Origin of the sequence: Cupriavidus sp. UGS-1, from assembly GCF_021213615.1 — a bacterium.
Classification (GTDB): domain Bacteria; phylum Pseudomonadota; class Gammaproteobacteria; order Burkholderiales; family Burkholderiaceae; genus Cupriavidus.
The window spans coordinates 19,686-41,422 of the sequence record NZ_JAJQJF010000007.1; the positions used below are offsets into that span (position 1 = coordinate 19,686).

15 protein-coding genes are annotated in these 21,737 nt (G+C 67.3%); 9 read left to right on the top strand and 6 right to left on the bottom strand.

Annotation, left to right across the window (positions count from 1 at the left end):
• Window positions 1-23 precede the first annotated feature (23 nt).
• Both LRR16_RS11405 and LRR16_RS11410 read left to right on the top strand, forming a co-directional pair.
• The gene (locus LRR16_RS11405) at window positions 24-707 is read left to right on the top strand and encodes a TetR/AcrR family transcriptional regulator (RefSeq protein ID WP_232205907.1); all 684 of its coding nucleotides are present in this window, start codon (window positions 24-26) and stop codon (window positions 705-707) included.
• Window positions 708-785: 78 nt separating this feature from the next.
• A complete protein-coding gene (locus tag LRR16_RS11410) occupies window positions 786-1,805 on the top strand; it encodes a tripartite tricarboxylate transporter substrate binding protein (protein ID WP_006579389.1) in 1,020 nt (339 codons plus the stop codon).
• On the opposite strand, the gene LRR16_RS11415 is transcribed toward LRR16_RS11410, so the two are convergent.
• Window positions 1,751-3,499 carry a pentapeptide repeat-containing protein gene (locus LRR16_RS11415; protein WP_232205908.1) on the bottom strand — a complete coding sequence of 583 codons (1,749 nt, stop codon included), beginning with the start codon at window positions 3,497-3,499 and terminating at the stop codon, window positions 1,751-1,753. The two genes, LRR16_RS11410 and LRR16_RS11415, sit on opposite strands and share 55 nt — an antisense overlap.
• 35 nt (window positions 3,500-3,534) lie before the next feature.
• Between LRR16_RS11415 and LRR16_RS11420 the strand changes: the two genes are divergently transcribed.
• Complete coding sequence (locus tag LRR16_RS11420; RefSeq protein ID WP_006579386.1) at window positions 3,535-4,215, top strand: histidine phosphatase family protein; 681 nt, start codon at window positions 3,535-3,537, stop codon at window positions 4,213-4,215.
• 69 nt (window positions 4,216-4,284) lie between these two features.
• Window positions 4,285-5,154: a crotonase/enoyl-CoA hydratase family protein gene (locus tag LRR16_RS11425; RefSeq protein ID WP_006579385.1), complete on the top strand. Its 870-nt coding sequence runs from the start codon at window positions 4,285-4,287 to the stop codon at window positions 5,152-5,154.
• 20 nt (window positions 5,155-5,174) lie between these two features.
• On the opposite strand, the gene fusA is transcribed toward LRR16_RS11425, so the two are convergent.
• Window positions 5,175-7,280 carry an elongation factor G gene (fusA, locus tag LRR16_RS11430; RefSeq protein WP_023264071.1) on the bottom strand — a complete coding sequence of 702 codons (2,106 nt, stop codon included), beginning with the start codon at window positions 7,278-7,280 and terminating at the stop codon, window positions 5,175-5,177.
• A 226-nt stretch (window positions 7,281-7,506) separates the two neighbouring features.
• Between fusA and LRR16_RS11435 the strand changes: the two genes are divergently transcribed.
• Window positions 7,507-9,768 carry a mechanosensitive ion channel family protein gene (locus LRR16_RS11435; RefSeq protein WP_232205909.1) on the top strand — a complete coding sequence of 754 codons (2,262 nt, stop codon included), beginning with the start codon at window positions 7,507-7,509 and terminating at the stop codon, window positions 9,766-9,768.
• A gap of 149 nt (window positions 9,769-9,917) precedes the next feature.
• Here LRR16_RS11435 and LRR16_RS11440 read toward each other — a convergent pair whose 3' ends face one another.
• The 4 genes from LRR16_RS11440 to LRR16_RS11455 form a co-directional block, all read right to left on the bottom strand.
• Window positions 9,918-11,450: a SpoVR family protein gene (locus tag LRR16_RS11440; protein WP_023265246.1), complete on the bottom strand. Its 1,533-nt coding sequence runs from the start codon at window positions 11,448-11,450 to the stop codon at window positions 9,918-9,920.
• A 137-nt stretch (window positions 11,451-11,587) separates the two neighbouring features.
• On the bottom strand, window positions 11,588-12,850 hold the full coding sequence (locus LRR16_RS11445; RefSeq protein ID WP_232205910.1) for a YeaH/YhbH family protein: 1,263 nt from the start codon (window positions 12,848-12,850) through the stop codon (window positions 11,588-11,590).
• A 38-nt stretch (window positions 12,851-12,888) separates the two neighbouring features.
• The gene (locus LRR16_RS11450; RefSeq protein ID WP_006576790.1) at window positions 12,889-14,811 is read right to left on the bottom strand and encodes a PrkA family serine protein kinase; all 1,923 of its coding nucleotides are present in this window, start codon (window positions 14,809-14,811) and stop codon (window positions 12,889-12,891) included.
• A 1,121-nt stretch (window positions 14,812-15,932) separates the two neighbouring features.
• On the bottom strand, window positions 15,933-16,883 hold the full coding sequence (locus tag LRR16_RS11455; RefSeq protein ID WP_064576849.1) for an SDR family NAD(P)-dependent oxidoreductase: 951 nt from the start codon (window positions 16,881-16,883) through the stop codon (window positions 15,933-15,935).
• Between the two features lie 148 nt (window positions 16,884-17,031).
• Here LRR16_RS11455 and LRR16_RS11460 point away from each other — a divergent pair, with 148 nt between their 5' ends.
• The 4 genes from LRR16_RS11460 (at window position 17,032) to LRR16_RS11475 (ending at window position 21,715) form a co-directional block, all read left to right on the top strand.
• Window positions 17,032-17,934, top strand: a complete 903-nt coding sequence (locus LRR16_RS11460; protein ID WP_006576792.1) for a LysR family transcriptional regulator — start codon at window positions 17,032-17,034, stop codon at window positions 17,932-17,934.
• Between the two features lie 141 nt (window positions 17,935-18,075).
• Window positions 18,076-19,245, top strand: coding sequence for an acyl-CoA dehydrogenase family protein (locus LRR16_RS11465; protein ID WP_064576818.1), 1,170 nt, complete (start codon window positions 18,076-18,078; stop codon window positions 19,243-19,245).
• A gap of 74 nt (window positions 19,246-19,319) precedes the next feature.
• Window positions 19,320-20,699, top strand: a complete 1,380-nt coding sequence (locus tag LRR16_RS11470) for an MmgE/PrpD family protein (RefSeq protein WP_232205911.1) — start codon at window positions 19,320-19,322, stop codon at window positions 20,697-20,699.
• Window positions 20,700-20,878: 179 nt separating this feature from the next.
• Window positions 20,879-21,715 carry a MaoC family dehydratase N-terminal domain-containing protein gene (locus LRR16_RS11475; protein ID WP_232206055.1) on the top strand — a complete coding sequence of 279 codons (837 nt, stop codon included), beginning with the start codon at window positions 20,879-20,881 and terminating at the stop codon, window positions 21,713-21,715.
• The last annotated feature ends 22 nt before the right edge of the window (window positions 21,716-21,737 follow it).

The window sequence follows — 21,737 nt, forward strand, 5'->3', positions numbered from 1 at the left end:
CGTCGCCGCCTCCGGAAGCCGTCATGACCCCTGCCTCTCCCTTCCCGCTGCCGGGCACCGCGCGCAGCGCCTTCCCCGCGCTCGACACCCGTTCGCTGCTGCATGCGCCGAAGCGCCAGCGCGCCCGCGATACCGAGCAGGCGTTGCTGGCCGCGGGCCGCACGCTGCTGGCCACGCGCGACTTCGAATCGATTTCGGTGGCGCAGATCGTCGCGGCCTGCGAGCTGTCGGTCGGCGCCTTCTATGGGCGTTTCCGCGACAAGGCGGCCTTTTTCGAAGCGCTGCAGGCGGCCGCGGTACGCGACGCGCAGCAAGCCATCGAGCGGCATCTGGCGCTGCCCCGGTGCGCCGCGCTGCCGACCGCGGCGCTGATCGACAAGGCGATGCGCCTGCTGGTGCGCGGCTGCCGCGCCCAGCGCGGGTTGCTGCGCGCGGCGCTGCAGCAGGCCGGCGCCCGGCCGCAGGCCTGGCAGCCGCATCGCGCCTGTGCGGCCGCCTTCGCGGACCGGATGGTGGCGCTGCTGATGCCGCGGCTCGATGACGGCGCGCGCGCCGAGGCGAAGGTGCGCTTCGCCATGCAGGCCGCGTTCGGCATGCTGGTCGATGCGTTGTTGCACGACCCGCTGCCGTTGCGGCTGGACGACGACGAACTGCCCGTGCAGATGGCGCGGCTCATTGGCGGCTATCTGGCGCCAAGGTGCGATTGAATCGGCGCGATGGAATGCGGCAGCGCGCCGCCGAGCCGATCGCGGGAACCACACGAACATGACCACGAGGAGACCAGCATGAACCCACGCAGCAAGGCGTCCACCGGCAAGGCGGGCCAACGCAGGACCGCGATGCGCGCCGCCGCCCTGGCAATGCTGTCGCTGGCCGCCTTGCCGCTGCATGCGCAGCAACCCTACCCCAGCAAGCCGATCCGCATCGTCGTGCCCTATCCGGCCGGCGGCTCGACCGACACGCTGGCCCGCACGCTGGGCGACACGCTGAGCCAGCGGCTGGGCCAACCGGTCGTGGTCGAGAACAAGGGCGGCGCGGGCGGCATCATCGGCACCGACCATGTCGCCAAGTCCGCGCCCGACGGCTACACGCTGCTGATGACGGTGCCCGGCCCGATCACGGCCAATCTGGCGCTGTACAAGAAGCTGCCCTACGATCCGCGCACCGATCTGCAGCCGGTCTCCGATATCGCCACGATGCGTACCGTGCTGGTGGTCAACAGCACGCTGCCGGTCAAGAGCGTCGACGAGTTGTTCGCCTACGCGAAGGCGCATCCCGGCGCCCTGCGGATGGGCTCGTGGGGACCGGGCACGCAGCCGCATACGATCCAGTCGTATCTGGCCAAGACCAAGGGGCTCGATATCCTGCACGTGCCCTACCGCGGTGAAGGGCCGATGGTGTCGGACCTGCTGGCGGGGCAGGTCAATATGACGATCGGCTCGGTGACCGCGCTGAAGCAGCATATCGCCACCGGCAAGCTGCGGGCGCTGGCGGTGATCGGCACGCGGCGGGCCGTCGGCCTGCCCGATGTGCCGACGTTCGCCGAGGCGGGTTATCGCGATGCCGCCTACGAGATCGTCGGGCCGACCACGCTGCTGGCCCCGGCGAAGACGCCGCCGGCCATCGTCGAGCGGCTTGGGCGCGAGGTCAGCGCGCTGGTCCGCAGCGGCCCGGTGGCACGCCGGATCGACGAGATGGGCGCCGAGCCGGTCGGCAATCTGCCGGCCGAGGCGAGCAGCGCCTATCGGGCCTATCTGCCGGTGGTACTGAAGCTGACCGCCGATACCGGCGTCACACTCGATTGATCGGGGACGACCTTGATGGGGGACGACCGCAGCTCCAGCGTCAACTCCCATGGCAGTTCGCCAAACTTGGCGAAGATCGCGGGATCATACTTGGCAAACATCGCGCGATATCGGTCCGCCAGCTTCAGCAGCACGTCTTCGCACGACTCGGGCAGCGTTCTGGCCAGGCGCTGGCACTGGTGCCTGGCCAGCCTCCGGATACAGTGATCCAGCACGATGTCGGTGCTCTGCTCGCCGGAGTTTCCCCAATACTGGTCGACGTCCTTCAACAACAACTCGGCGAGGGCGTCATTGGTGTCGGAGATGTCCTCGTTTTGCGCGGTCGCGCAATTCAGCGCGTTGACGATCGCCGCCATCAGTTCGCGTCGCCGTTGCGGATCGGACAGCGAGACCACCGTCCACAGCAGATTGCCGTCATGCTGATGCAGCGGCTTGAGCGCGGCCCGGCGGGTGGCGCCGTCGACCAGCGCGTCGGGCGGCAGCACGAAGCCGGCGCCCGTCAGGTCCGCCCCGGACAGCGTCGCGCCGGCCAACGCCATCGCGTAAAGCGTCTGGCCACGCAGGTCCGCACCGCTGAGCGAGGCGTTTTGCAGCCGGGTGCCGGCGAGCTGGGCGCCGGACAGCCTGGCGCCGTCCAGCCTGGCACGACGCAGATCGGCCAGCCGCAGATCGGCATCGCGCAGGTCCGCGCTGCGCAGGTCCGCCTCGACGGCGCCGCAACGGACCAGCACAGCGCCGCGCAGGTCGGCACCGCCCAGATCGAGCGGCCCCAGGCGGCTGTCGCGCAGGTTGCGCGCACGCAGGTCGGAACCCGGACCGAACAAACGCTGCGCGACTTCGGGGCACAGTCGACGCAGCTCGGTGTCAGGCGGCATGGGCGGCCGGCTGTGCGACGCCTCGCCGGTGCGCTCCGATGCGCCATCGGGTTCGGCCTGGGGCCGCTGAGCGTAACGCAGCAGTTCGGCGCGGCGCCGGGGCCCGGCCTGGCGGCTCTCTGCCGACAGGCCGTCATGATCGAGAGCCGGCGGCAGCCAGCCCTTGATGTAGAGCGGGACCACGCGCGGCCGCGCGCAATCCCGGCTGCCGTCGGCGCTGCCGCCCTTGCCCCCTTCGTTGCCGCCATCGGTCTCGACGCGCAGCGCCCAATGCTTGACGAAGCGGCGCACCCGCGATTCCCACAACACCACGTCGCCGCCCAGGCGCAGACACCGCATCAACCGCGCGAAGCGCTGGCGGTGTGTCATCTGCCACAGCGGAGCGGTCTTGATCTTCCAGCCGGAATCCGATCGGCACAGGCGAAACCGATGGCCCTGTACCTCGATCAGTTCGCCACGCACGAGCGCCGCGCTGATCGCCGGTCCGCCATCCGGCGATTCCAGTGCCGCGCTGAAGGCAGTGCAGTCGGGATACGCCAAGGTGTGATACGTACGCATCGTCATGACCTCTTGATGTCGTGATGCTGATGTCGGGGTGCTGATGTCTGGATTGCCTGAGGAATGCCCGCCGGCGGGCAGGCGCCAAGGTAACCGCGTATGGCGACGCCATTTGCGTAACGTGCCGGCGGCTTTCGAAAATTTGCGACGCGCAAGGCGCGCCGGCCGCGACAATGCAGCGCGGCCATGACCGGTATGCAGCGTGTCACGCTTGCTTGGCCGGCACTCGGAGCGCGCCCTACAATCGAGCGCGACGGCCATCGCTGGCCCCTCTCCCAACCTTCCGCTCTCCCTCTATGGCAACGCTATTTCTCGTGCGCCACGGCCAGGCCTCCTTCGGCGCTGCCAATTACGACTGCCTGTCGGCACAGGGCCGGCAGCAATCGCGCTGGCTCGGCGAATATTTCGTCGAGCGCGGGGTGCGCTTCCGCCGCGTGATCGCCGGCTCCCTGGTGCGCCAGCAGGACACCGCCAGCGAGATCCTGGCGGCGATGGGCGAGGCTGGTGCCGGGTTGACGCTCGAAACCCATCCGGGCTTCAACGAGTACGACGGCGAGGCGCTGTACTGCGCCCACACCGGCGGCGCCGACCATCGCGCGCATCAGAACGGCGACTACGCGGACTACTGGCGCACCTTCCGCGCGGCGTTCGCGGCCTGGACCGCCGGCACGCTGACCGGCATGCCGGAGAGCTGGGACGAATTCGGCAAACGCATCGCCGCCGGGCTGGCGCACGGCGCCGAGGGGTCTGCCCGCGAGGATGCGATCCTGGTGGTCAGTTCGGGCGGCGCGATCGGCCGCGCGGTGGCCGACATGCTGCACGCGCCGGCGCAGACGGCGATCGAACTGAACCTGCAGTTCCGCAATACCGCCTTCTGCGAAATCATCTGCGGCCGCAATACGCAGCGGCTGCTCAGCTTCAACAACGTGCCGCATCTGGAGCGCGCGGACCGGCGCGGCGCGATCACCTTCGCCTGAGCGAGCCGGCGCCGGGCGCCGGCATCGCCATCGACGTTTCCCGCATCGACCGACCACCTCGGAGCCCTCATGAACCCCTCACCGTTCGAAACGCTGCGCTACGCCGTCGCCGACGGCATCGCGACCATCACGCTGCACCGGCCGGAACAGATGAATACGTTCAATGCGCAGATGATGCAGGAGCTGATCGCCGCCTTCGACGCGACCGACGCCGACGATGCGGTGCGGGCGGTCGTGGTGACGGGCGCGGGGCGCGCGTTCTGCGCCGGCGCCGATCTGTCGTCGGGCGGCTCGACCTTCGATTTCGAGAAGCGCTATGGCGCGCCGGCCGACACGCCGCACCGCGACGGCGGCGGGCGCGTCGCGCTGCGGATCTACCGCAGCCTGAAGCCGGTGATCGGGGCGATCAACGGCGCGGCGGTCGGCATCGGCGTGACGATGCAGCTGCCGATGGATATCCGGCTGGCGTCGACCGCGGCCAAGTTCGGTTTCGTGTTCTCGCGCCGCGGCATCACGCCGGAGGCCGCGTCGTCGTGGTTCCTGTCGCGCGTGGTCGGCATCTCGACCGCGCTGGAGTGGTGCTACACCGGCCGCGTGTTCCCGGCCCAGGAGGCGCTGGAGCGCGGCCTGGTGCGGTCGCTGCATGAACCGGACGACCTGCTGCCGGCAGCCTACGCGCTGGCGCGCGAGATCGCGGACAACGCCGCGCCGGTGTCGGTCGCGATCTCGCGGCAGATGATCTGGCGGATGGCCGGCGCCGCGCATCCGATGGAAGCGCACAAGCTCGACAGCCGCGCGATCCAGTCGCGCGGCCGCTCGCCGGACGCGAAGGAAGGCGTCGAGGCCTTCCTGCAGAAGCGGCCGGCCGCGTTCCCGCAGACCGTGTCGCGCGACATGCCGGACTTCTTCGACTGGCAGGGCGAGCCGCCCTTCGTTTGAGGACGGCCTTCGCCTGACGACTATTGCCGGCGCGCGTTGACCACCGCGTCGGCGACGTTGGCCGGCGCCTCGGCGTAGTGCTTGAACTCCATCGTGTAGGTTGCGCGGCCCTGGGTCAGCGACCGCAGCGAGGTCGAGTAGCCGAACATCTCCGCCAGCGGCACCTCGGCGCGCACCAGCTTGCCGCCGCCGCCCGCGATCTCGTCCATGCCGTGCACGATGCCGCGCCGCGACGACAGATCGCCCATCACGTTGCCGGTGAACTCCTCCGGCGTCTCGACCTCGACCGCCATCATCGGCTCGAGCAGCACCGGACGCGCGCGGCGCATGCCGTCCTTGAAGGCCATCGAGCCGGCCATCCGGTAGGCGTTCTCGTTCGAATCGACCTCGTGATACGAGCCGAACACCAGCGTGACCTTGACGTCCACCACCGGGAAGCCGGCCAGCACGCCGGCGTTCAGCGTCTCCTGGATGCCCTTGTCGACCGCCGGAATGAACTCGCGCGGAATCACGCCGCCCTTGATCGCATCGACGAATTCGTAGCCCTTGCCCTGCGGCTGCGGCTCCAGGTCGATCACCACGTGGCCGTACTGGCCACGGCCGCCGGACTGCTTGACGAACTTGCCCTCGACGCCCTTGATCGGCTGGCGGATCGTCTCGCGATACGCGACCTGCGGCTTGCCGACGGTCGCTTCCACGCCGAACTCGCGCTTCATCCGGTCGACCAGGATTTCCAGGTGCAGCTCGCCCATGCCGGAGATGATGGTCTGGCCCGATTCCTCGTCGGTCTTGACGCGGAACGACGGGTCCTCCTGCGCCAGGCGGTTCAGCGCCACGCCCATCTTCTCCTGGTCCGCCTTGGTCTTGGGCTCGACCGCCTGCGAGATCACGGGCTCGGGGAAGGTCATCCGCTCGAGGATGATCACGTTGGCGGGGTCGCAAAGCGTGTCGCCGGTGGTCGCCTCCTTCAGGCCCACGGCCGCGGCGATGTCGCCGGCGCGCACCTCCTTGATCTCGTTGCGCGTGTTCGCATGCATCTGCAGGATCCGGCCCAGGCGTTCGCGCTTGCCCTTGACCGGGTTGTAGACGGTATCGCCCGAATTGACCACGCCGGAGTAGACGCGGAAGAAGATCAGCTGGCCGACGAACGGGTCGGTCATGATCTTGAAGGCCAGCGCGGAGAACGGTTCGTCGTCGCTCGGGTGGCGCTCGGCATCGCGGTCGTCCTCGGTATGGCCGCGGATCGCCGGCACGTCGGCGGGCGACGGCAGATAGTCGACCACCGCGTCGAGCATCGCCTGCACGCCCTTGTTCTTGAAGGCGCTGCCGCACAGCATCGGCACGATCTCGTTGGCGATGGTGCGCTGGCGCAGGCCGGCCTTGATCTCGTCCTCGCTCAGGGCCTCGCCGCCCAGGTATTTCTCCAGCAGCGACTCGTTGGCCTCGGCCGCCGCCTCGACCATCCGCTCGCGCCACAGCTGCGCGGTATCGACCAGCTCGGCCGGGATCTCGCGGTATTCGAAGCGCACGCCCTGGCTGGCCTCGTCCCAGACGATGGCCTGCATGCGCACCAGGTCGATGACGCCGAGGAAATGATCCTCGGCACCGATCGGAATCTGCACCGGCACGGCGGCGCCCTTCAGACGCTCGGCGATCTGCTCGCGCACGCGGAAGAAGTCCGCGCCGACGCGGTCCATCTTGTTGACGAAGGCCAGCCGCGGCACGCCGTATTTGTTCGCCTGGCGCCAGACCGTTTCCGATTGCGGCTGCACCCCGCCGACCGCGTCGTAGACCATCACGGCGCCGTCGAGCACGCGCATCGAGCGCTCGACCTCGATCGTGAAGTCGACGTGTCCGGGGGTGTCGATGATGTTGATCCGGTGCTCGGGATACTTGCCGGCCATGCCCTTCCAGAACACCGTGGTGGCGGCCGACGTGATGGTGATGCCGCGCTCCTGCTCCTGCTCCATCCAGTCCATGGTGGCGGCGCCCTCGTGCACCTCGCCGAGCTTGTGGCTGACGCCCGTGTAGAACAGGATGCGTTCGGTCGTGGTCGTCTTGCCGGCGTCGATATGCGCACTGATGCCGATGTTGCGATAGCGCTCGATGGGAGTTTTGCGGGCCACGACAATCTCCTGAGTTAGGGGCCTGAGTAGAACCTGAAGAAAAAGGGGTCGGAGAAAAGAGGGAAATTAGAGTAGCACTATCGGCGAACTTGCGTGCGACGCCGAATCGGCGCCCGGAGCGTCAGACGTTGACAGGTCGCCCCGCACTTGGGCATCGGTTACAGTGCGCCCATGACGGCCCTCCTGGCGGGGGCCGAGGACCGGTTTCGACGAGGCTCCCGCGACGATGAAACTGCGATGTCATCTGCCATGGTTGGCGCTGATCTGGCTCTGCGCGATCGGCGCCATGCCCCTCGCCGGTGCGGCCGCGCCATTGGGCAAGCCCGCCGCCCATCCCGCTGCCGGCACCTCGGCCTCGGAGGCCGCGGCCAGCGTGCCGCTGGCGCAATCGCTCGATCAGGTCATCGAGACACTGCAGAACGACCAGCAGCGCGCCGCGCTGGTCGGCCAGCTGCGCGCGGTCCGCGACGGGCTCGGGGCGTCGGCGCCGGCTGCGGCGGCAGCGTCGGAGGCCGAGGCCGGCGGACTGGTCGGTGCGCTGGCCGAAGCGGTCGAGCAGGTCGACGACCGGCTCGGCAAGGATCAGGGGCCGTGGCGCTACTGGAGCTGGCGCCTGCGCTTCGCCGGCGAGGAATGGCAGCAGGCGCTGACCGATCGCGGACGGGGCAGCGTCATGCGATCGGCGCAGCTGTTCGCCGCGGTGCTGGCGGGCTGGGCCATCGGCGGCTGGCTGCTGCACGAACTGGCGCGGCGCGTGCGCGGACGGCTGATGCGGCCGGTCGATCGGGTCCAGCTACCGACGGTGCCGTCGTGGACCGACGTCGGTATCTTCATGCTGCGACGGGTCGGCCCGTGGGCAATCGCGTTCGGCATGGCGATCTGGATCGTGCGCGCGCTGGCGCTGCATCTGGTGCCGGCCGGCGTCGCGGCGCTGACGCTGGCCTATGCGCTGGTCGCCGGCGCGGTGCTGTCGGCGGTATCGCAGACGCTGTTCGCGGTCTTCAATACTGCGCACCGGCGCCGCGCGGTCCACGACCTGCACCAGCACTCGCGCACGGTGTTGTTCGCGATCGGCGCGCTGGCGGCGCTTGGCGATGCCGCGACCAATGCGCGCGTGGTCGCAGCGCTCGGCATCAACCTGTCCGCGGTGACCGCCAATCTGTCCAACATCGCCGCGGCGCTGCTGATGGCCTGGTTCTGCCTGCGTTTTCGCCGGCAGATCGGCCATCTGATCGCCAACCGCCCGCTCGCCTTTCGCCAGGCCCATCCGGCCATCACCGATGTGTTGCGGCTGGCCGGCGGCACCTGGCATCTGCCGGTGCTGGCGGTGGTATGCGCGTCGGTGGTCGGCACGCTGCTCGCCGCTGGCCACGCGGACGACTATCTGGGCCGGACCATCCTGACGGTGGCGCTGCTGGTCGCCGCGCTGGCGCTGACGGTGGTGACCGGACGCTCGCCGCAGGCGACCCAGCACGGTCCGCGGCAACGCTGGCAGCGGCGCTCGGCCTATCTGGCGCGCTTCGGCCGCTTCGCGGTGGCGCTGCTGCGGCTGGCGATCTGGCTCGGCTTTCTGGAGCTGACGAGCCGCGTCTGGGGCAATTCGCTGCTGCATCTGATGCATTCGACCGCGCTGGGCCGCCGCTTCGCCGACGCGGTATTCGGCGCGCTGGCCGCGGTGCTGCTGTCGTGGCTGTTCTGGCTGGTCATCGATACCGCGATCACGCAGGCGCTGTCGCCTGGACACGGGCGCGGGCAGCCGCCCAGCATGCGGGCTCGCACGATCCTGCCGCTGCTGCGCAACGCGGTGTTCGTTGCGCTGCTGGTGATGGCGCTGATCGCGGTGCTGGCCAATCTCGGCGTCAACGTGACGCCGCTGATCGCCGGCGCCGGCGTGGTCGGCCTGGCCATCGGCTTCGGCGCGCAGACGCTGGTGCAGGACCTGATCACGGGGCTGTTCATCGTGGTCGAGGACTCGATCGCGATCGGCGACGTGGTCGAGCTGCCCGACCACAGCGGCACCGTCGAAGGGATGACGATCCGCACGATCAAGCTGCGCGACGGCAAGGGCGCGCTGCATGTGCTGCCATACAGCCAGATCAAGGCGATCAAGAACCTGTCGCGCGGCCATGCCTTCGCGGTGTTCAATATCGGCCTGCGCTACGACAGCGATCTGGACCGCGCCATGGCGCTGATCCGCGAGGCCGGCGACGAGATCGCGCAGGACATCCGCTTCACGCATCGGCTGCTGTCGGGGCTCGACATCCTCGGGCTGGACCGCTTCGATCCCTCTGGTCCGGTCGTGCTGGCCCAGTTCAAGACGCTGCCGCTGGCGCAGTTCGAAATCACGCGGGCGTTCAACGCGACGCTGAAGCAGAAGTTCGACGCGGCCGGCATCCGCATGGCGTCCCCTTACATGACGCTGCAGCTCGATGGCGGCGGCGCGGCCGAGGTCAAGCCGCTGATCGAGGGCGGCGCGGGGGCAGCATAGCGTCCACGGCATCGGCGTGCCGCTTCGCCAAACGAAAAGGGCGGAGATTTCAGCGCTGAAATCTCCGCCCTTGCCTTGCTTGCCGGACTACCCCGGTCCCCGTCCCGCTGGCGGGATCGGACCCGAATCATCGTATCGTTATCGTCCGCTCAGGCCGCCTTGCGATGGTGCTTGCGCTCGGGCCGGCATTCGTACTTGATCTCGTGCCGCCCGTCCTCGTAGACCACCTCGAGCCGCACGGTGAAGCCCCATAGCCGGGTGACATGGCGCACCACCTCCTCGAAGTTCTGCGCCAGCGGCCGGCGATCGCTCTGCAGATGGCGCAGCGTCAGCGAGCGGTCGCCGCCGACGTCGACGTTGGTGACCTGGATGTTCGGCTCGATATTGGACAGGTCGTACTGGCTGGCCAGCAGCTGCCGGATGCGCCGATAGCCCTCGTCGTCGTGGATCGCGGTCACGCGCAGCTTGCTTTCGCGGTCGTCGTCCAGCACCGAGAACAGCTTGAGCTCGCGGATCACGCGCGGCGACAGGAACTGCAGCAGGAAGCTCTCGTCCTTGAAGTTGCGCATCGCGAAGTCCAGCGTCTTGCGCCAGTCGCTGCCGGCGATTTCCGGCGCCCAGCGGTAATCCTCGTCGTCCGGGTGCTCGCACATGCGGCGCAGGTCCTGGAACATCAGGAAGCCGAGCGTGTAGGGATTGAGGCCGCTGTAGTAAGGGCTGTGGTACGGCGGCTGGTAGATGACGTTGGTATGCGCCTGCAGCAGCTCCATCATGAAGGCATCGTTGACCAGCCCCTGCTCGTACAGCTCGTGCAGGATCGTGTAGTGCCAGAATGTGGCCCAGCCCTCGTTCATCACCTTGGTCTGCCGCTGCGGGTAGAAGTACTGCGCGATCTTGCGCACGATGCGGACGATCTCGCGCTGCCAGGGCTGCAGCTTCGGGGCGTTCTTCTCGATGAAGTACAGCAGGTTCTCCTGCGGCTCCGGCGGGAAGGTGGCCTCGGTCTCTGGCGGTTCGTCCTCGGTCACCAGCGCGTGCGAACGGTGCTTCGGCAGGGTCCGCCACAGATCGTTGACCTGCATCTGCAGATAGTTCTCGCGCTCGGCCTGGCGCGCCTGCTCCTCGGTGATCGACAGCTTCTTCGGCCGCTTGTAGCGGTCCACGCCGTAGTTCTGCAGCGCATGGCAGGAGTCGAGCAGCAGTTCGACCTCCTGCTCGCCGTAACGCTGCTCGCATTCGGCCACGTAGTTCTTCGCGAACAGCAGGTAGTCGACGATGGCGTCCGCGTTGGTCCAGGTGCGGAACAGGTAATTGCCCTTGAAGAAGGAGTTGTGGCCATAGCAGGCATGCGCGATCGTCAGCGCCTGCATCGGCATCGTGTTCTCCTCCATCAGATAGGCGATGCAGGGGTTCGAGTTGATCACGATCTCGTATGCCAGGCCCATGTGGCCGCGCTGGTAGCTGCGCTCGGAAGCCAGGAAATGCTTGCCGTACGACCAATGGCTGTAGCCGACCGGCAGGCCCGCGGACGCATAGGCGTCGAGCATCTGCTCGGCGGTGATGATCTCGATCTGGTTGGGATAGGTATCGAGGCCGAAATCGGCCGCGATGCGCGCGATCTCCCGGTCGTACCGCTGGATCAGTTCGAAGGTCCACTCCGAACCGGTAGAGAGGTATGCCATGTCCCACCCCCATGTCGGCGGATCGCCATCGCAGCTCCGCCGGTTAGCCAAGGCCTGTCCGGTGCGGTGCCCTTGCATGGACCCCATGCCGGGCACCGGTACGCCAGGGTGTCAACGCATCGGCGCCCGGTGTCCGGTCAGGCCGCCTTCTTCTGAAACAGGTCGTGCAGCACAGGATAGATCTCGTCCGCGCCGATGATCCGCTGCATCGCGAAGTTCTCGTGCGCGCCCTTGACCGTCATGTACTCTTCCCACAGGTTCTGCGGCTCCTCGGACGCGACCTCGACATAGGCGTAGTACTGCACCAGCGGCAGGATCGATTCGCGCAGCAGCCGGCCGCACAGCTCCGAGTCGCCGGCCCAGTTGTCGCCATCCGACGCCTGCGCGCAGTAGATGTTCCACTGGCTGGCCGGGTAGCGGTTGTGGATCACGTCGACCATCAGCTTCAGCGCGCTCGACACCACCGTGCCGCCCGATTCGCGCGAATGGAAGAAATCTTCCTCGTCGACTTCCTTGGCGACCGTATGGTGGCGAATGAAGACGACGTCGATGCGTTCGTAGTTCCGCTTCAGGAACAGGTACAGCAGCATGAAGAAGCGCTTGGCCAGGTCCTTGCGGCTCTCGTCCATCGACCCCGACACGTCCATCAGGCAGAACATCACCGCCTGCGCCTGCGGACGCTTCTTCAGCACGCGGTTGTTGTAGCGCAGGTCGAGCTTCTCGATGAAGGGCACGCGGTCGATGCAGGCGCGCAGATGGCGCATCTCCTTCATCATCTCCTGCGCGCGGGCCGTATAGGGGCCCTCTTCCTCGAGCACCTCGCTGTACTGCTGCTCGAGCGCCTGCAGGCGCCGCTGGTAAGGCCCGGACAGCGCGATGCGCCGGCCGAGCGAGCTGCGCATCGTGCGCAGCACCGACAGGTTCGAGGGCGTGCCGTCGATCGAAAAGCCGGCGCGCACCTTGCGCACCTCGGCGATCTTGGCCAGGTGGCGCTTGGCCATGTCCGGCAGCGCCATGTCCTCGAAGAAGAAATTCAGGAAGTCCTCGCGCGAGAGCGTGAAGACGAAATCGTCCTCGCCCTCGCCCGAGTCGCTCGCCCGCGAGCCGGTTCCGCCCGCTCCTTGCTGCTGGCGGTCGAAACTGTCTCCGCGGACGAACTTCTTGTTGCCGGGGTGGATCCACTCGCGCTTGCCACCCTGGCCATGGTGGAAGATCGGCTCGGAGATGTCCTTGACCGGAATGGACACCTGCCCGCTCTGCTCGATGTCCATGATCTTCCGGCCGGACACCGCCTTCGCTACGGCTTGCCGAATCTGCTCGCGGTAACGCTTGATGAAACGCTGCTTGTTGACCGCACTCTTGTTGCCGCCATTCTCCCGCCGATCGATGACCGTGGCCATATTGGTTGCCCTCGTTCAGAGGCCCCGTGCAGGCGCCGTTACGATGATTTTCGAACGCGCAAGTACCACTCCACCAGCAGCCGGACCTGCTTGGGCGTATAGCCCTTCTCGACCATGCGGTTGACGAAGTTCTCGTGTTTCTCCTGGTCCTCGCGCGAGGACTTGGCGTTGAAGGAAATGACCGGCAGCAGGTCCTCCGTGGTGGAGAACATCCGCTTCTCGATCACCATGCGCAGCTTCTCGTAGCTGGTCCAGTTCGGGTTCTTGCCGCCGTTGTTGGCCCGCGCCCGCAGCACGAAGTTGACGATCTCGTTGCGGAAGTCCTTCGGGTTCGAGATACCCGCGGGCTTTTCCACCTTCTCCAGCTCGTCGTTCAGCGCGTTGCGATCGAGGATCTCGCCGGTGTTGGGATCGCGGTACTCCTGGTCCTGGATCCACAGGTCGGCGAACACCACGTAGCGATCGAAGATGTTCTGGCCATACTCGGAATACGACTCCAGATAGGCGGTCTGGATCTCCTTGCCGATGAACTCGACGAACGGCGTCGTCAGGTATTCCTTGATGTACGACAGCAGCTTCGCTTCCTGCTCCGGCGGGAACTGCTCGCGCTCGATCTGCTGCTCGAGCACGTACAGCAGGTGCACCGGATTGGCCGCGACCTCGGTGTTGTCGAAGTTGAAGACCTTGGACAGCACCTTGAACGCGAAGCGCGTCGACAGCCCGCTCATGCCCTCGTCGATGCCGGCGTAGTCGCGGTACTCCTGGTAAGACTTCGCCTTCGGGTCGACGTCCTTCAGGCTTTCGCCGTCGTAGACCCGCATCTTCGAGAAGATGTTCGAGTTCTCCGGTTCCTTGATCCGCGTCAGCACCGCGAACTGCGCCATCATCTTCAGCGTGTTCGGCGCGCATGGCGCGGCCGACAGCGAGCTGCTGCGCAGCAGCTTGTCGTAGATCTTGACCTCGTCGGACACGCGCAGGCAGTACGGCACCTTGACGATGTAGATCCGGTCGAGGAAGGCCTCGTTGTTCTTGTCGGCCTTGAACGATTGCCATTCGGCCTCGTTCGAGTGGGCCAGGATCACGCCGTCGAACGGAATCGCGCCGAAGCCTTCGGTGCCCTTGTAGTTGCCTTCCTGCGTCGCGGTCAGCAGCGGGTGCAGGACCTTGATCGGCGCCTTGAACATCTCGACGAACTCGAGCAGGCCGCGGTTGGCCAGGCACAGGCCGCCGGAGTACGAGTACGCGTCCGGATCGTCTTGCGGATAGTCCTCGAGCTTGCGGATATCGACCTTGCCGACCAGCGAGGAGATGTCCTGGTTGTTCTCGTCGCCCGGCTCGGTCTTCGCGATCGCGATCTGCGACAGCACCGAGGGCCGCAGCTTGACCACGCGGAAGCGCGTGATGTCGCCGTTGAACTCGTGCAGGCGCTTGACCGCCCATGGCGAGGCGATCGTGTTCAGATAGCGGACCGGGATGCCATAGTCCTCCTCCAGAATCTTGCCGTCTTCCTCGGGCGAGAACAGTCCGAGCGGCGATTCATGGATGGGCGAGCCCTTCAGCGCGTAGATGGGGATCTGTTCCATCAACGACTTGAGCTTCTCGGCGAGCGAGGACTTGCCGCCGCCAGGAGGCCCGAGCAGGTAGAGGATCTGCTTGCGTTCCTCGAGACCCTGTGCGGCATGCTTGAAGAACGAGACGATCTGCTCGATCGTGTCCTCCATGCCGTAGAACTCGCGGAACGCCGGATAGATCTTGATGACCTTGTTGAAGAACAGGCGCGACAGTCGCGGGTCGTGGTGCGTGTCTACCAGCTCTGGCTGCCCGATCGCGGCGAGCATGCGCTCGGCCGCGGTCGCATAGGCAGTAGGGTCTTTCTTACAGATCTCCAGGTACTCCTGGATGCTGTATTCCTCTTCCTTGCGAGCTTCGAAGCGCGTGGCGTAGTGGCCGAAAATGTCCATACCTCACTCCCGTCAGAGTCTCGTCCGAGGCGAACGCAGTCCGTCTGCAGGTAGGTACCCTGCCTCATTCCACGTATCAGCCTTTGAATACCGCCACCCCGGCTTGGCGGAAGACTGACCATGTTGCGAAGTCTTTACTTCATCATAGTCAAATAACGCCCAGGGGGAAGAGCTTGTTGACGCGCATTGCGCACTCGCAACGGCGCTGTCCTGCTCGTGAAAACTGCGTCCTGGCTGCGTGCGACTGAGCGGCACGCTGACCGGTTCGCACTGGGCGGTGCGACCATGTTCTGGGACACACCTTACACCTTTCCCTTTGGTGCTGCACTGACCCGTTTGTAACGATTGCTTCCGACGAGCATCGTCGACATACCGGGACTGCAAAACCTTGGAACGGGTGGGGTCGTACGTTGGCACATCCTGCATCGTTGCTGCGGCCAATGCCTTGCGCGCAACGTCGCACGACACGCTGTGGTCGTGTTCGCGGTGCGCGAGACCGGCATTGAAGCGGGGATCGAAACGGGATGAAAACGCAGCGCCGCGACATCGCGCATCGCGCTGCGGAAAAGCAGGGTTAACCCATCGGCCCGGGCGTGGGCCTGCTGTCGGCCCGGGTGTGGCGAAGCATCGTTCGCCGGTTGTCTCCATGCACCGTCGAGGCAATCGCGTCTCCCCTTTGGAATCGTGGCGCGCACCGTGCGGGTGCGTGCCCATTGGAATGCCGAAACCGCTACAGGTTCCAGCTTGCATTCGACCGCGTCGATCGCATCGCTGTCTCCCCGTCGCGGTTGCCCGCGCGGCGGCATCCGTCGGCCACCGTTGCCAGTACACCAGCAAGTTGCGGGCCACATGCGGCGCGCGAGTCGAATGGTCGGCGAAGGATCGGGGGACGAATGGCGGTCGTCGATGGCGATCGTCGACGGCGGTCGGCGACGATCAGGGGAAACCGCAATGCGCGGCGACTTGCGCGTCGGCGACAATCGATCGAACAGAATCGAGGAAGAGGCCGAACGCCGGAGGGAGAAGAGCGGGACAGAGGGACAGTGAAAGCGCCGGGCGTCAGCACCCGGCGGGCCGTGCTGCCAGTGCTGCCAGCGCGGCGGCACCGGCAGTGGCGAAATTCAGATCGGATCCCAGTTGATGACGTCGGGCGAGCGCTCCAGCGGATGGAAGCTGTTGCGCATTGCGGGGATCGCGATCTCGGCGATCGACTCCGGCGTCCACCCTTCGCTGGCGTGCACCGATCGCACCGGCCGCGGCTGGCTCATCAGCATGATCTCGTTGGCGCGCACCGCGAAGATCTGCGCATTGACCTCGCGCGCCGCCTCGCTGGCGAGGAACACGGCCATCGGCGCGACCTTGCCGGCTTCCATCTTCTGCAGCTTGGCCACGCGCGCCTGCTCCTCGGGCGTCTCCGACGGAATCGAGCTGGTCATCCGGCTCCAGGCGAACGGTGCGATGCAATTCGAGCGCACGTTGAAGCGGGCCATGTCCAGCGCGATCGATTTGGACAGCGCGGCGATGCCGAGCTTGGCCGCCGCGTAGTTGGCCTGGCCGAAGTTGCCGATCAGGCCGGAGGTCGACGTCATATGGACATAGGCCCCGCTCTGCTGGTCCTTGAAGTAAGGGGCGGCCGCGCGGCTGACGAAGAAGGTACCGTGCAGATGCACGTCGATCACCGCGCGCCATTCCTCCTCGTTCATCTTGAAGAACATGCGGTCGCGCAGATTGCCGGCGTTGTTGATCACGGCGTCGATGCGGCCGAACCGGTCCAGCGCGCACTGGACGATCGCGTTGGCGCCCTGCCAGCTCGACACGCTGTCGGTGTTGGCCACCGCCTCGCCGCCGGCGGCCCGGATCTCCTGGACCACGCGCTGCGCCGGTCCCGCATCGCCGCCCTCGCCGCTCAGCGATACGCCGATATCGTTGACCACCACGCGCGCGCCCGCGGCGGCCAGCGCCAGCGCGATGCCGCGGCCGATGCCGCCCCCCGCGCCGGTCACCACCGCGACCTTGCCAGCCATCGTGCCGGCCGTCCTGGCTGCCGCCGATCCTTCCACCTTCGCCGTCATCATCGGTCTCCTGTCCCACCTACGAGGTTCTATTGAAGCGGCATATACGATAAATTGCCGGCAGCGAAAGGGGAATTCGCCAATCCCAAAAGACGCCTTCCGCCGGCCGAAACCCTTCGTTCGATCCCGCCAAACCCATCACGACACGATGCATTACGACCTGACCGACCTGCGCCTGTTTCTGAACGTAGGGGAAACCCATAACCTCACGCGGGCGGCCGAACGCAGCTTCCTGTCGCTGCCGGCGGCGAGCACCCGGATCAAGCAGCTGGAGGAAGCGTTCCAGACGCAGCTGCTGATCCGCCAGGTCAAGGGCGTGCGCCTGACGCCGGCGGGCGACGCGCTGCTGCGCCATGCGCGCGAGGTCTTTCGCGAGCTCGAATGCCTGCATGCCGATCTGCGCCCCTACGCCAAGGGCGTCAAGGGCAAGGTCCGGCTGCTGGCCAACACCACCGCGACCAACTCGTTCCTCGCCAGCGCGCTGTCGCGCTTCCTGTCGGAGAACCCGGACGTCGACATCGAACTGGAGGAGCACCTGTCGCAGGAGATCGTCTCGGCGATCGGCGCCGGCGCGGCGGACCTTGGCATCGTCGCCGGCGAGGTCGCCACCGAGGATCTCGACGTGATGCAGCTGTGCAGCGACGAGCTGATCGTGATCGCGCCGGTCAACCACCCGCTGCCGCAGTTCAAGCGGCTGCATTTCGCCGATCTGCTCGACACCTGCCGCTTCGTCGGCCTGAACCAGTTCAGCGCGATCCAGTCCTTCCTCGACCGCATCGCCAGCGGCATGGGCAAGCGCATCAGCCTGCGCATCCAGGTCGGCAGCTTCGACGCGGTCTGCCGCATGGTCGAGGCGGGCGCCGGCATCGCGATCGTGCCCAACAGCTGCGCGCGCCGCTACGCCAGCCGCAAGGTGTTGCGCTTCATCACGCTGGAGGACGACTGGGCACGGCGCGAGCTGCGCCTGGTGCGCCGGCCCGGCCGGGAACTGCCGCAGTTCGCCGAGACGCTGGTCCACTACCTGATCGACGCGGCGCGCGAGCCCGTCTGAGCCGTCGCCGCCGCCACGGTGCCGCCGGGGAGCCGAGGTAAGGCGCGCCCTAAGCCGCTCTTTGGCAAATGCGAATGTCGGTGCGCGGCGGGCTCGGGAATAATGGCCGCATTCCCGTGATTCCCCGCGAAGGGCCCTCCGATGACGATCGACCAGGCGCGCGATGCGCATTACCCCGAAATCCGCGAAGCGGTGCGCGATCTGTGCGCCGGCTTCGATTCCGCCTACTGGCAGCGCGTCGAGCAGCAGGACGCCTTTCCCGAAGAGTTCGTCCAGGCGCTGACGCAGGCCGGCTGGCTGTCGGCGCTGATTCCGGAGACCTATGGCGGTTCGGGCCTGCCGCTGACGGCCGCTTCCGTGATCATGGAAGAGATCAATCGCAGCGGCGGCAATTCCGGCGCCTGCCACGGCCAGATGTACGTGATGGGCTGCCTGCTGCGGCACGGCTCCGAGGCGCAGAAACAGCGCTGGCTGCCCGGCATCGCCGCGGGCGAACTGCGCATGCAGTCGATGGCGGTGACCGAGCCGACCACCGGCACCGACACCACCAGGCTGAAGACCACCGCGGTGCGCCAGGGCGACCGCTACGTCGTCAATGGCCAGAAGGTCTGGATCTCGCGCGTGCAGCATTCGGACCTGATGCTGCTGCTGGCGCGCACCACGCCGCTGGACCAGGTCAAGCGCAAGTCGGAAGGGTTGTCGGTATTCGTGGTCGACCTGCGCGAGGCGATCGGCAACGGCCTGACGGTCCAGCCGATCCGCAACATGGTCAATCACGAGACCAACGAGCTGTTCTTCGACAACCTGGAGATCCCGGCCGAGAACCTGATCGGCGAGGAAGGCAAGGGCCTGAAGTACATCCTCGACGGGCTGAACGCCGAGCGGATCCTGATCGCGGCCGAATGTATCGGCGACGGCTACTGGTTCGTCGAGCGCGCCAGCCACTATGCGCGCGAGCGCGTCGTGTTCGATCGCCCGATCGGCCAGAACCAGGGCATCCAGTTCCCGATCGCGCGCTCCTACGTCAACGTCGAGGCCGCCAGCCTGATGCGCTACCGGGCCGCGGAGCTGTTCGACGCCGGCCAGCCCTGCGGCAAGGAGGCCAACATGGCCAAGCTGCTGGCCGCCGACGCCTCGTGGGAAGCGGCCAACGTCTGCCTGCAGACCCACGGCGGCTTCGGCTTCGCCGCCGAATACGACATCGAGCGCAAGTTCCGCGAGACGCGTCTGTACCAGGTCGCACCCATCTCGACCAATCTGATCCTGTCCTATGTGGCCGAGCACGTGCTGGGCCTGCCGCGGTCCTTCTAGGCCCGCAGCTTTCTGACGGTCGTTCCGCCGTTCCTGCCGCTCCCTGCCGCGCCAACCCGATCCACGCCAAGCCGATGCCCAGCTCCACAAGCTCCTATCCCACGCGCGAACTCTGCGAGTTCCTTGCCCGCTTCACGCTGTCCGAGGTGCCGCCGTCCGTGGTCGAACGCACCAAGGACCTGTTCCTCGACTGGATCGCCTCGGCCCTCGCCGGCAAGGATGCCCCGGCGATCCGCCGGCTGCAGGAGTTCGCCGTGGCGATGGGCCCGCAGCAGGGCCCATCCGAGGTACTGGTCGATCGCCGCCGCACCTCGCCATGGTTCGCCGCGCTGGTCAATGCCGCGGCCTCGCATGTGGTCGAGCAGGACGACGTGCACAACGGCTCGGTGCTGCATCCGGCCGCGGTGGTGTTTCCCGCGGTGCTGGCCGCGGCCCAGGCCGAGGGCAGCAGCGGGGCGCAGCTGCTGACCGCGGCGATCGCCGGCTACGAGGCCGGCATCCGCATCGGCGAATTCATGGGCCGCTCGCACTATCGCGTGTTCCATACCACCGGCACGGTCGGCACGCTGGCCGCCGCGGCCGCGGTCGCCAAGCTGTACGGGCTCGATGCCGAGGGCATCAACCAGGCGCTGGGCTCGGCCGGCACCCAGGCCGCGGGCCTGTGGGAATTCCTGCGCGACGCCGCCGATTCGAAGCAGCTGCATACCGCCAAGGCGGCGGCCGACGGCCTGATGTCGGCGCATCTGGCGCGGGCCGGCTTCACCGGCGCGCGCCGTATCCTGGAGGGGGCGCAAGGCATGGCGGCCGGCATGTCCAGCGACGCCGATCCGGCGCGGCTGACCGACGGCCTGGGCACGCGCTGGGCCACCGCCGAGACCTCGTTCAAGTTCTTCGCCTCATGCCGGCACACCCACCCGGCCGCCGACGCGCTGAAGGCGCTGATGCAGCGGGAGCGCGTCGATCCCGAGCAGATCGCCAGCGTGACCGCGCATGTGCATCAGGGCGCGATCGATGTGCTCGGTCCCGTGGTCGATCCGGTCACGATTCATCAGGCGAAGTTCTCGATGGGCACGGTGCTCGGGCTGGTCGCCTGGCATGGCCACGCCGGCCTGGGCGAGTTCGAGCAGCACGCGCTGCGCGATGCGCGCGTCGCGGCCTTCCGCGACAAGGTGGCGATGGCGCTCGACGCCGAGATCAACGCCGCCTATCCGCGCCAGTGGATCGGCCGCGTCACCGTGACGACCACCGACGGCCGCACGCTGGAAGCGCGCGTGGACGTGCCCAAGGGCGATCCGGACAACACGCTGAGCCGGCCCGAGCTCGAAGCCAAGGCGCTGCAACTGGCGGCCTTCCGCCAGGGCGCCAGCGAGGCGGAGATGCGCACGATCATCGCGCGCGTCTGGGCGCTCGAACACACGGACAGCATGGCGGACTGGTTGCCGGCCGCGGCCTGAACTCCTACGCTCGCAGAGACGGACGCGAAGACTGCCGTCCCTGCCGTTCCCACCACCCTGAGAGGATTCCCGTGGACCACCAATTGACGGCCGATCCGGCCCACGCCGATACCAACACCAAAACCAGAACGAGAACCAATACCAGCACGGACACCGAAGGCGATACCAGCCTCGAAGCGCTGCGCCAGTGGATCGGCCGCAGCGAAAGCCGCACCGAAACGCTGGCGCTGCAGCCCGTGCTCGGGCTCGCCGCCACGCTGGACCTGGACGGCGACGCGATCGCGCGCGGACCGCTGCCGCCGCTGTGGCACTGGCTCTATTTCCTGCCGCGCGCGCCGCAGCACAAGCTCGGCCGCGACGGTCACGCGGTGCTGGGCGGCTTCCTGCCGCCGGTGCCGCTGCCGCGGCGGATGTGGGCCGGCAGCGAGCTGGACTTCCAGCGTCCGCTGCGCGTCGGCGACACCGTGACGCGTACCTCGACGATCGAGGAAGTCCAGCAGAAGACCGGGCGCAGTGGCGAGCTTTGGTTTGTATCGGTCCGCCATGTACTGACCGTCGACGGCGAGACGGCGCTCAGCGAACGCCACGACATCGTCTATCGCGCGATGCCGGAGCCGGGCCAGGCCCAGCCGCCGCGCCCGCGGCTGGCGCACCAGCCGCAATGGCAGCGCCAGCTGCATGCCGATCCGGTGATGCTGTTCCGCTTTTCGGCGCTGACCTTCAACGGCCACCGGATCCACTACGACCACGACTATGTGCGCGACGTCGAGGGTTATCCCGGCCTGGTCGTCCACGGCCCGCTGCAGGCGGTGCTGATGATGGACCTGCTGGCGCGCGAACTGCCGCGGGCGAACGTCAGGCGCTTCGGCTTCCGCGGCATGGCGCCGCTGTTCGACCACGACCTCGTCACGGTCGGCGGCCGCCGGGACGAACAGCAGCCCGGTCGTGTGCTGCTGTGGACCGGCGACGATGCGGGCGGGCAGGCGATGGAGGGATGGGCGGTGGTGGAGGAATAGGCGCGCTCCACCGGCCTGCCAT

Bases quoted from the DNA above. Each gene is read 5' to 3' on its own strand.
- LRR16_RS11465 (WP_064576818.1), top strand. From the start codon at position 18,076: ATGACGATCGACCAGGCGCGCGATGCGCATTACCCCGAAATCCGCGAA.
- LRR16_RS11415 (WP_232205908.1), bottom strand. From the start codon at position 3,499: ATGGCCGTCGCGCTCGATTGTAGGGCGCGCTCCGAGTGCCGGCCAAGC.
- LRR16_RS11420 (WP_006579386.1), top strand. From the start codon at position 3,535: ATGGCAACGCTATTTCTCGTGCGCCACGGCCAGGCCTCCTTCGGCGCT.
- LRR16_RS11440 (WP_023265246.1), bottom strand. From the start codon at position 11,450: ATGGCATACCTCTCTACCGGTTCGGAGTGGACCTTCGAACTGATCCAG.
- LRR16_RS11405 (WP_232205907.1), top strand. From the start codon at position 24: ATGACCCCTGCCTCTCCCTTCCCGCTGCCGGGCACCGCGCGCAGCGCC.
- LRR16_RS11435 (WP_232205909.1), top strand. From the start codon at position 7,507: ATGAAACTGCGATGTCATCTGCCATGGTTGGCGCTGATCTGGCTCTGC.
- LRR16_RS11425 (WP_006579385.1), top strand. From the start codon at position 4,285: ATGAACCCCTCACCGTTCGAAACGCTGCGCTACGCCGTCGCCGACGGC.
- LRR16_RS11445 (WP_232205910.1), bottom strand. From the start codon at position 12,850: ATGGCCACGGTCATCGATCGGCGGGAGAATGGCGGCAACAAGAGTGCG.
- LRR16_RS11470 (WP_232205911.1), top strand. From the start codon at position 19,320: ATGCCCAGCTCCACAAGCTCCTATCCCACGCGCGAACTCTGCGAGTTC.
- LRR16_RS11450 (WP_006576790.1), bottom strand. From the start codon at position 14,811: ATGGACATTTTCGGCCACTACGCCACGCGCTTCGAAGCTCGCAAGGAA.
- LRR16_RS11410 (WP_006579389.1), top strand. From the start codon at position 786: ATGAACCCACGCAGCAAGGCGTCCACCGGCAAGGCGGGCCAACGCAGG.
- LRR16_RS11460 (WP_006576792.1), top strand. From the start codon at position 17,032: ATGCATTACGACCTGACCGACCTGCGCCTGTTTCTGAACGTAGGGGAA.
- LRR16_RS11455 (WP_064576849.1), bottom strand. From the start codon at position 16,883: ATGACGGCGAAGGTGGAAGGATCGGCGGCAGCCAGGACGGCCGGCACG.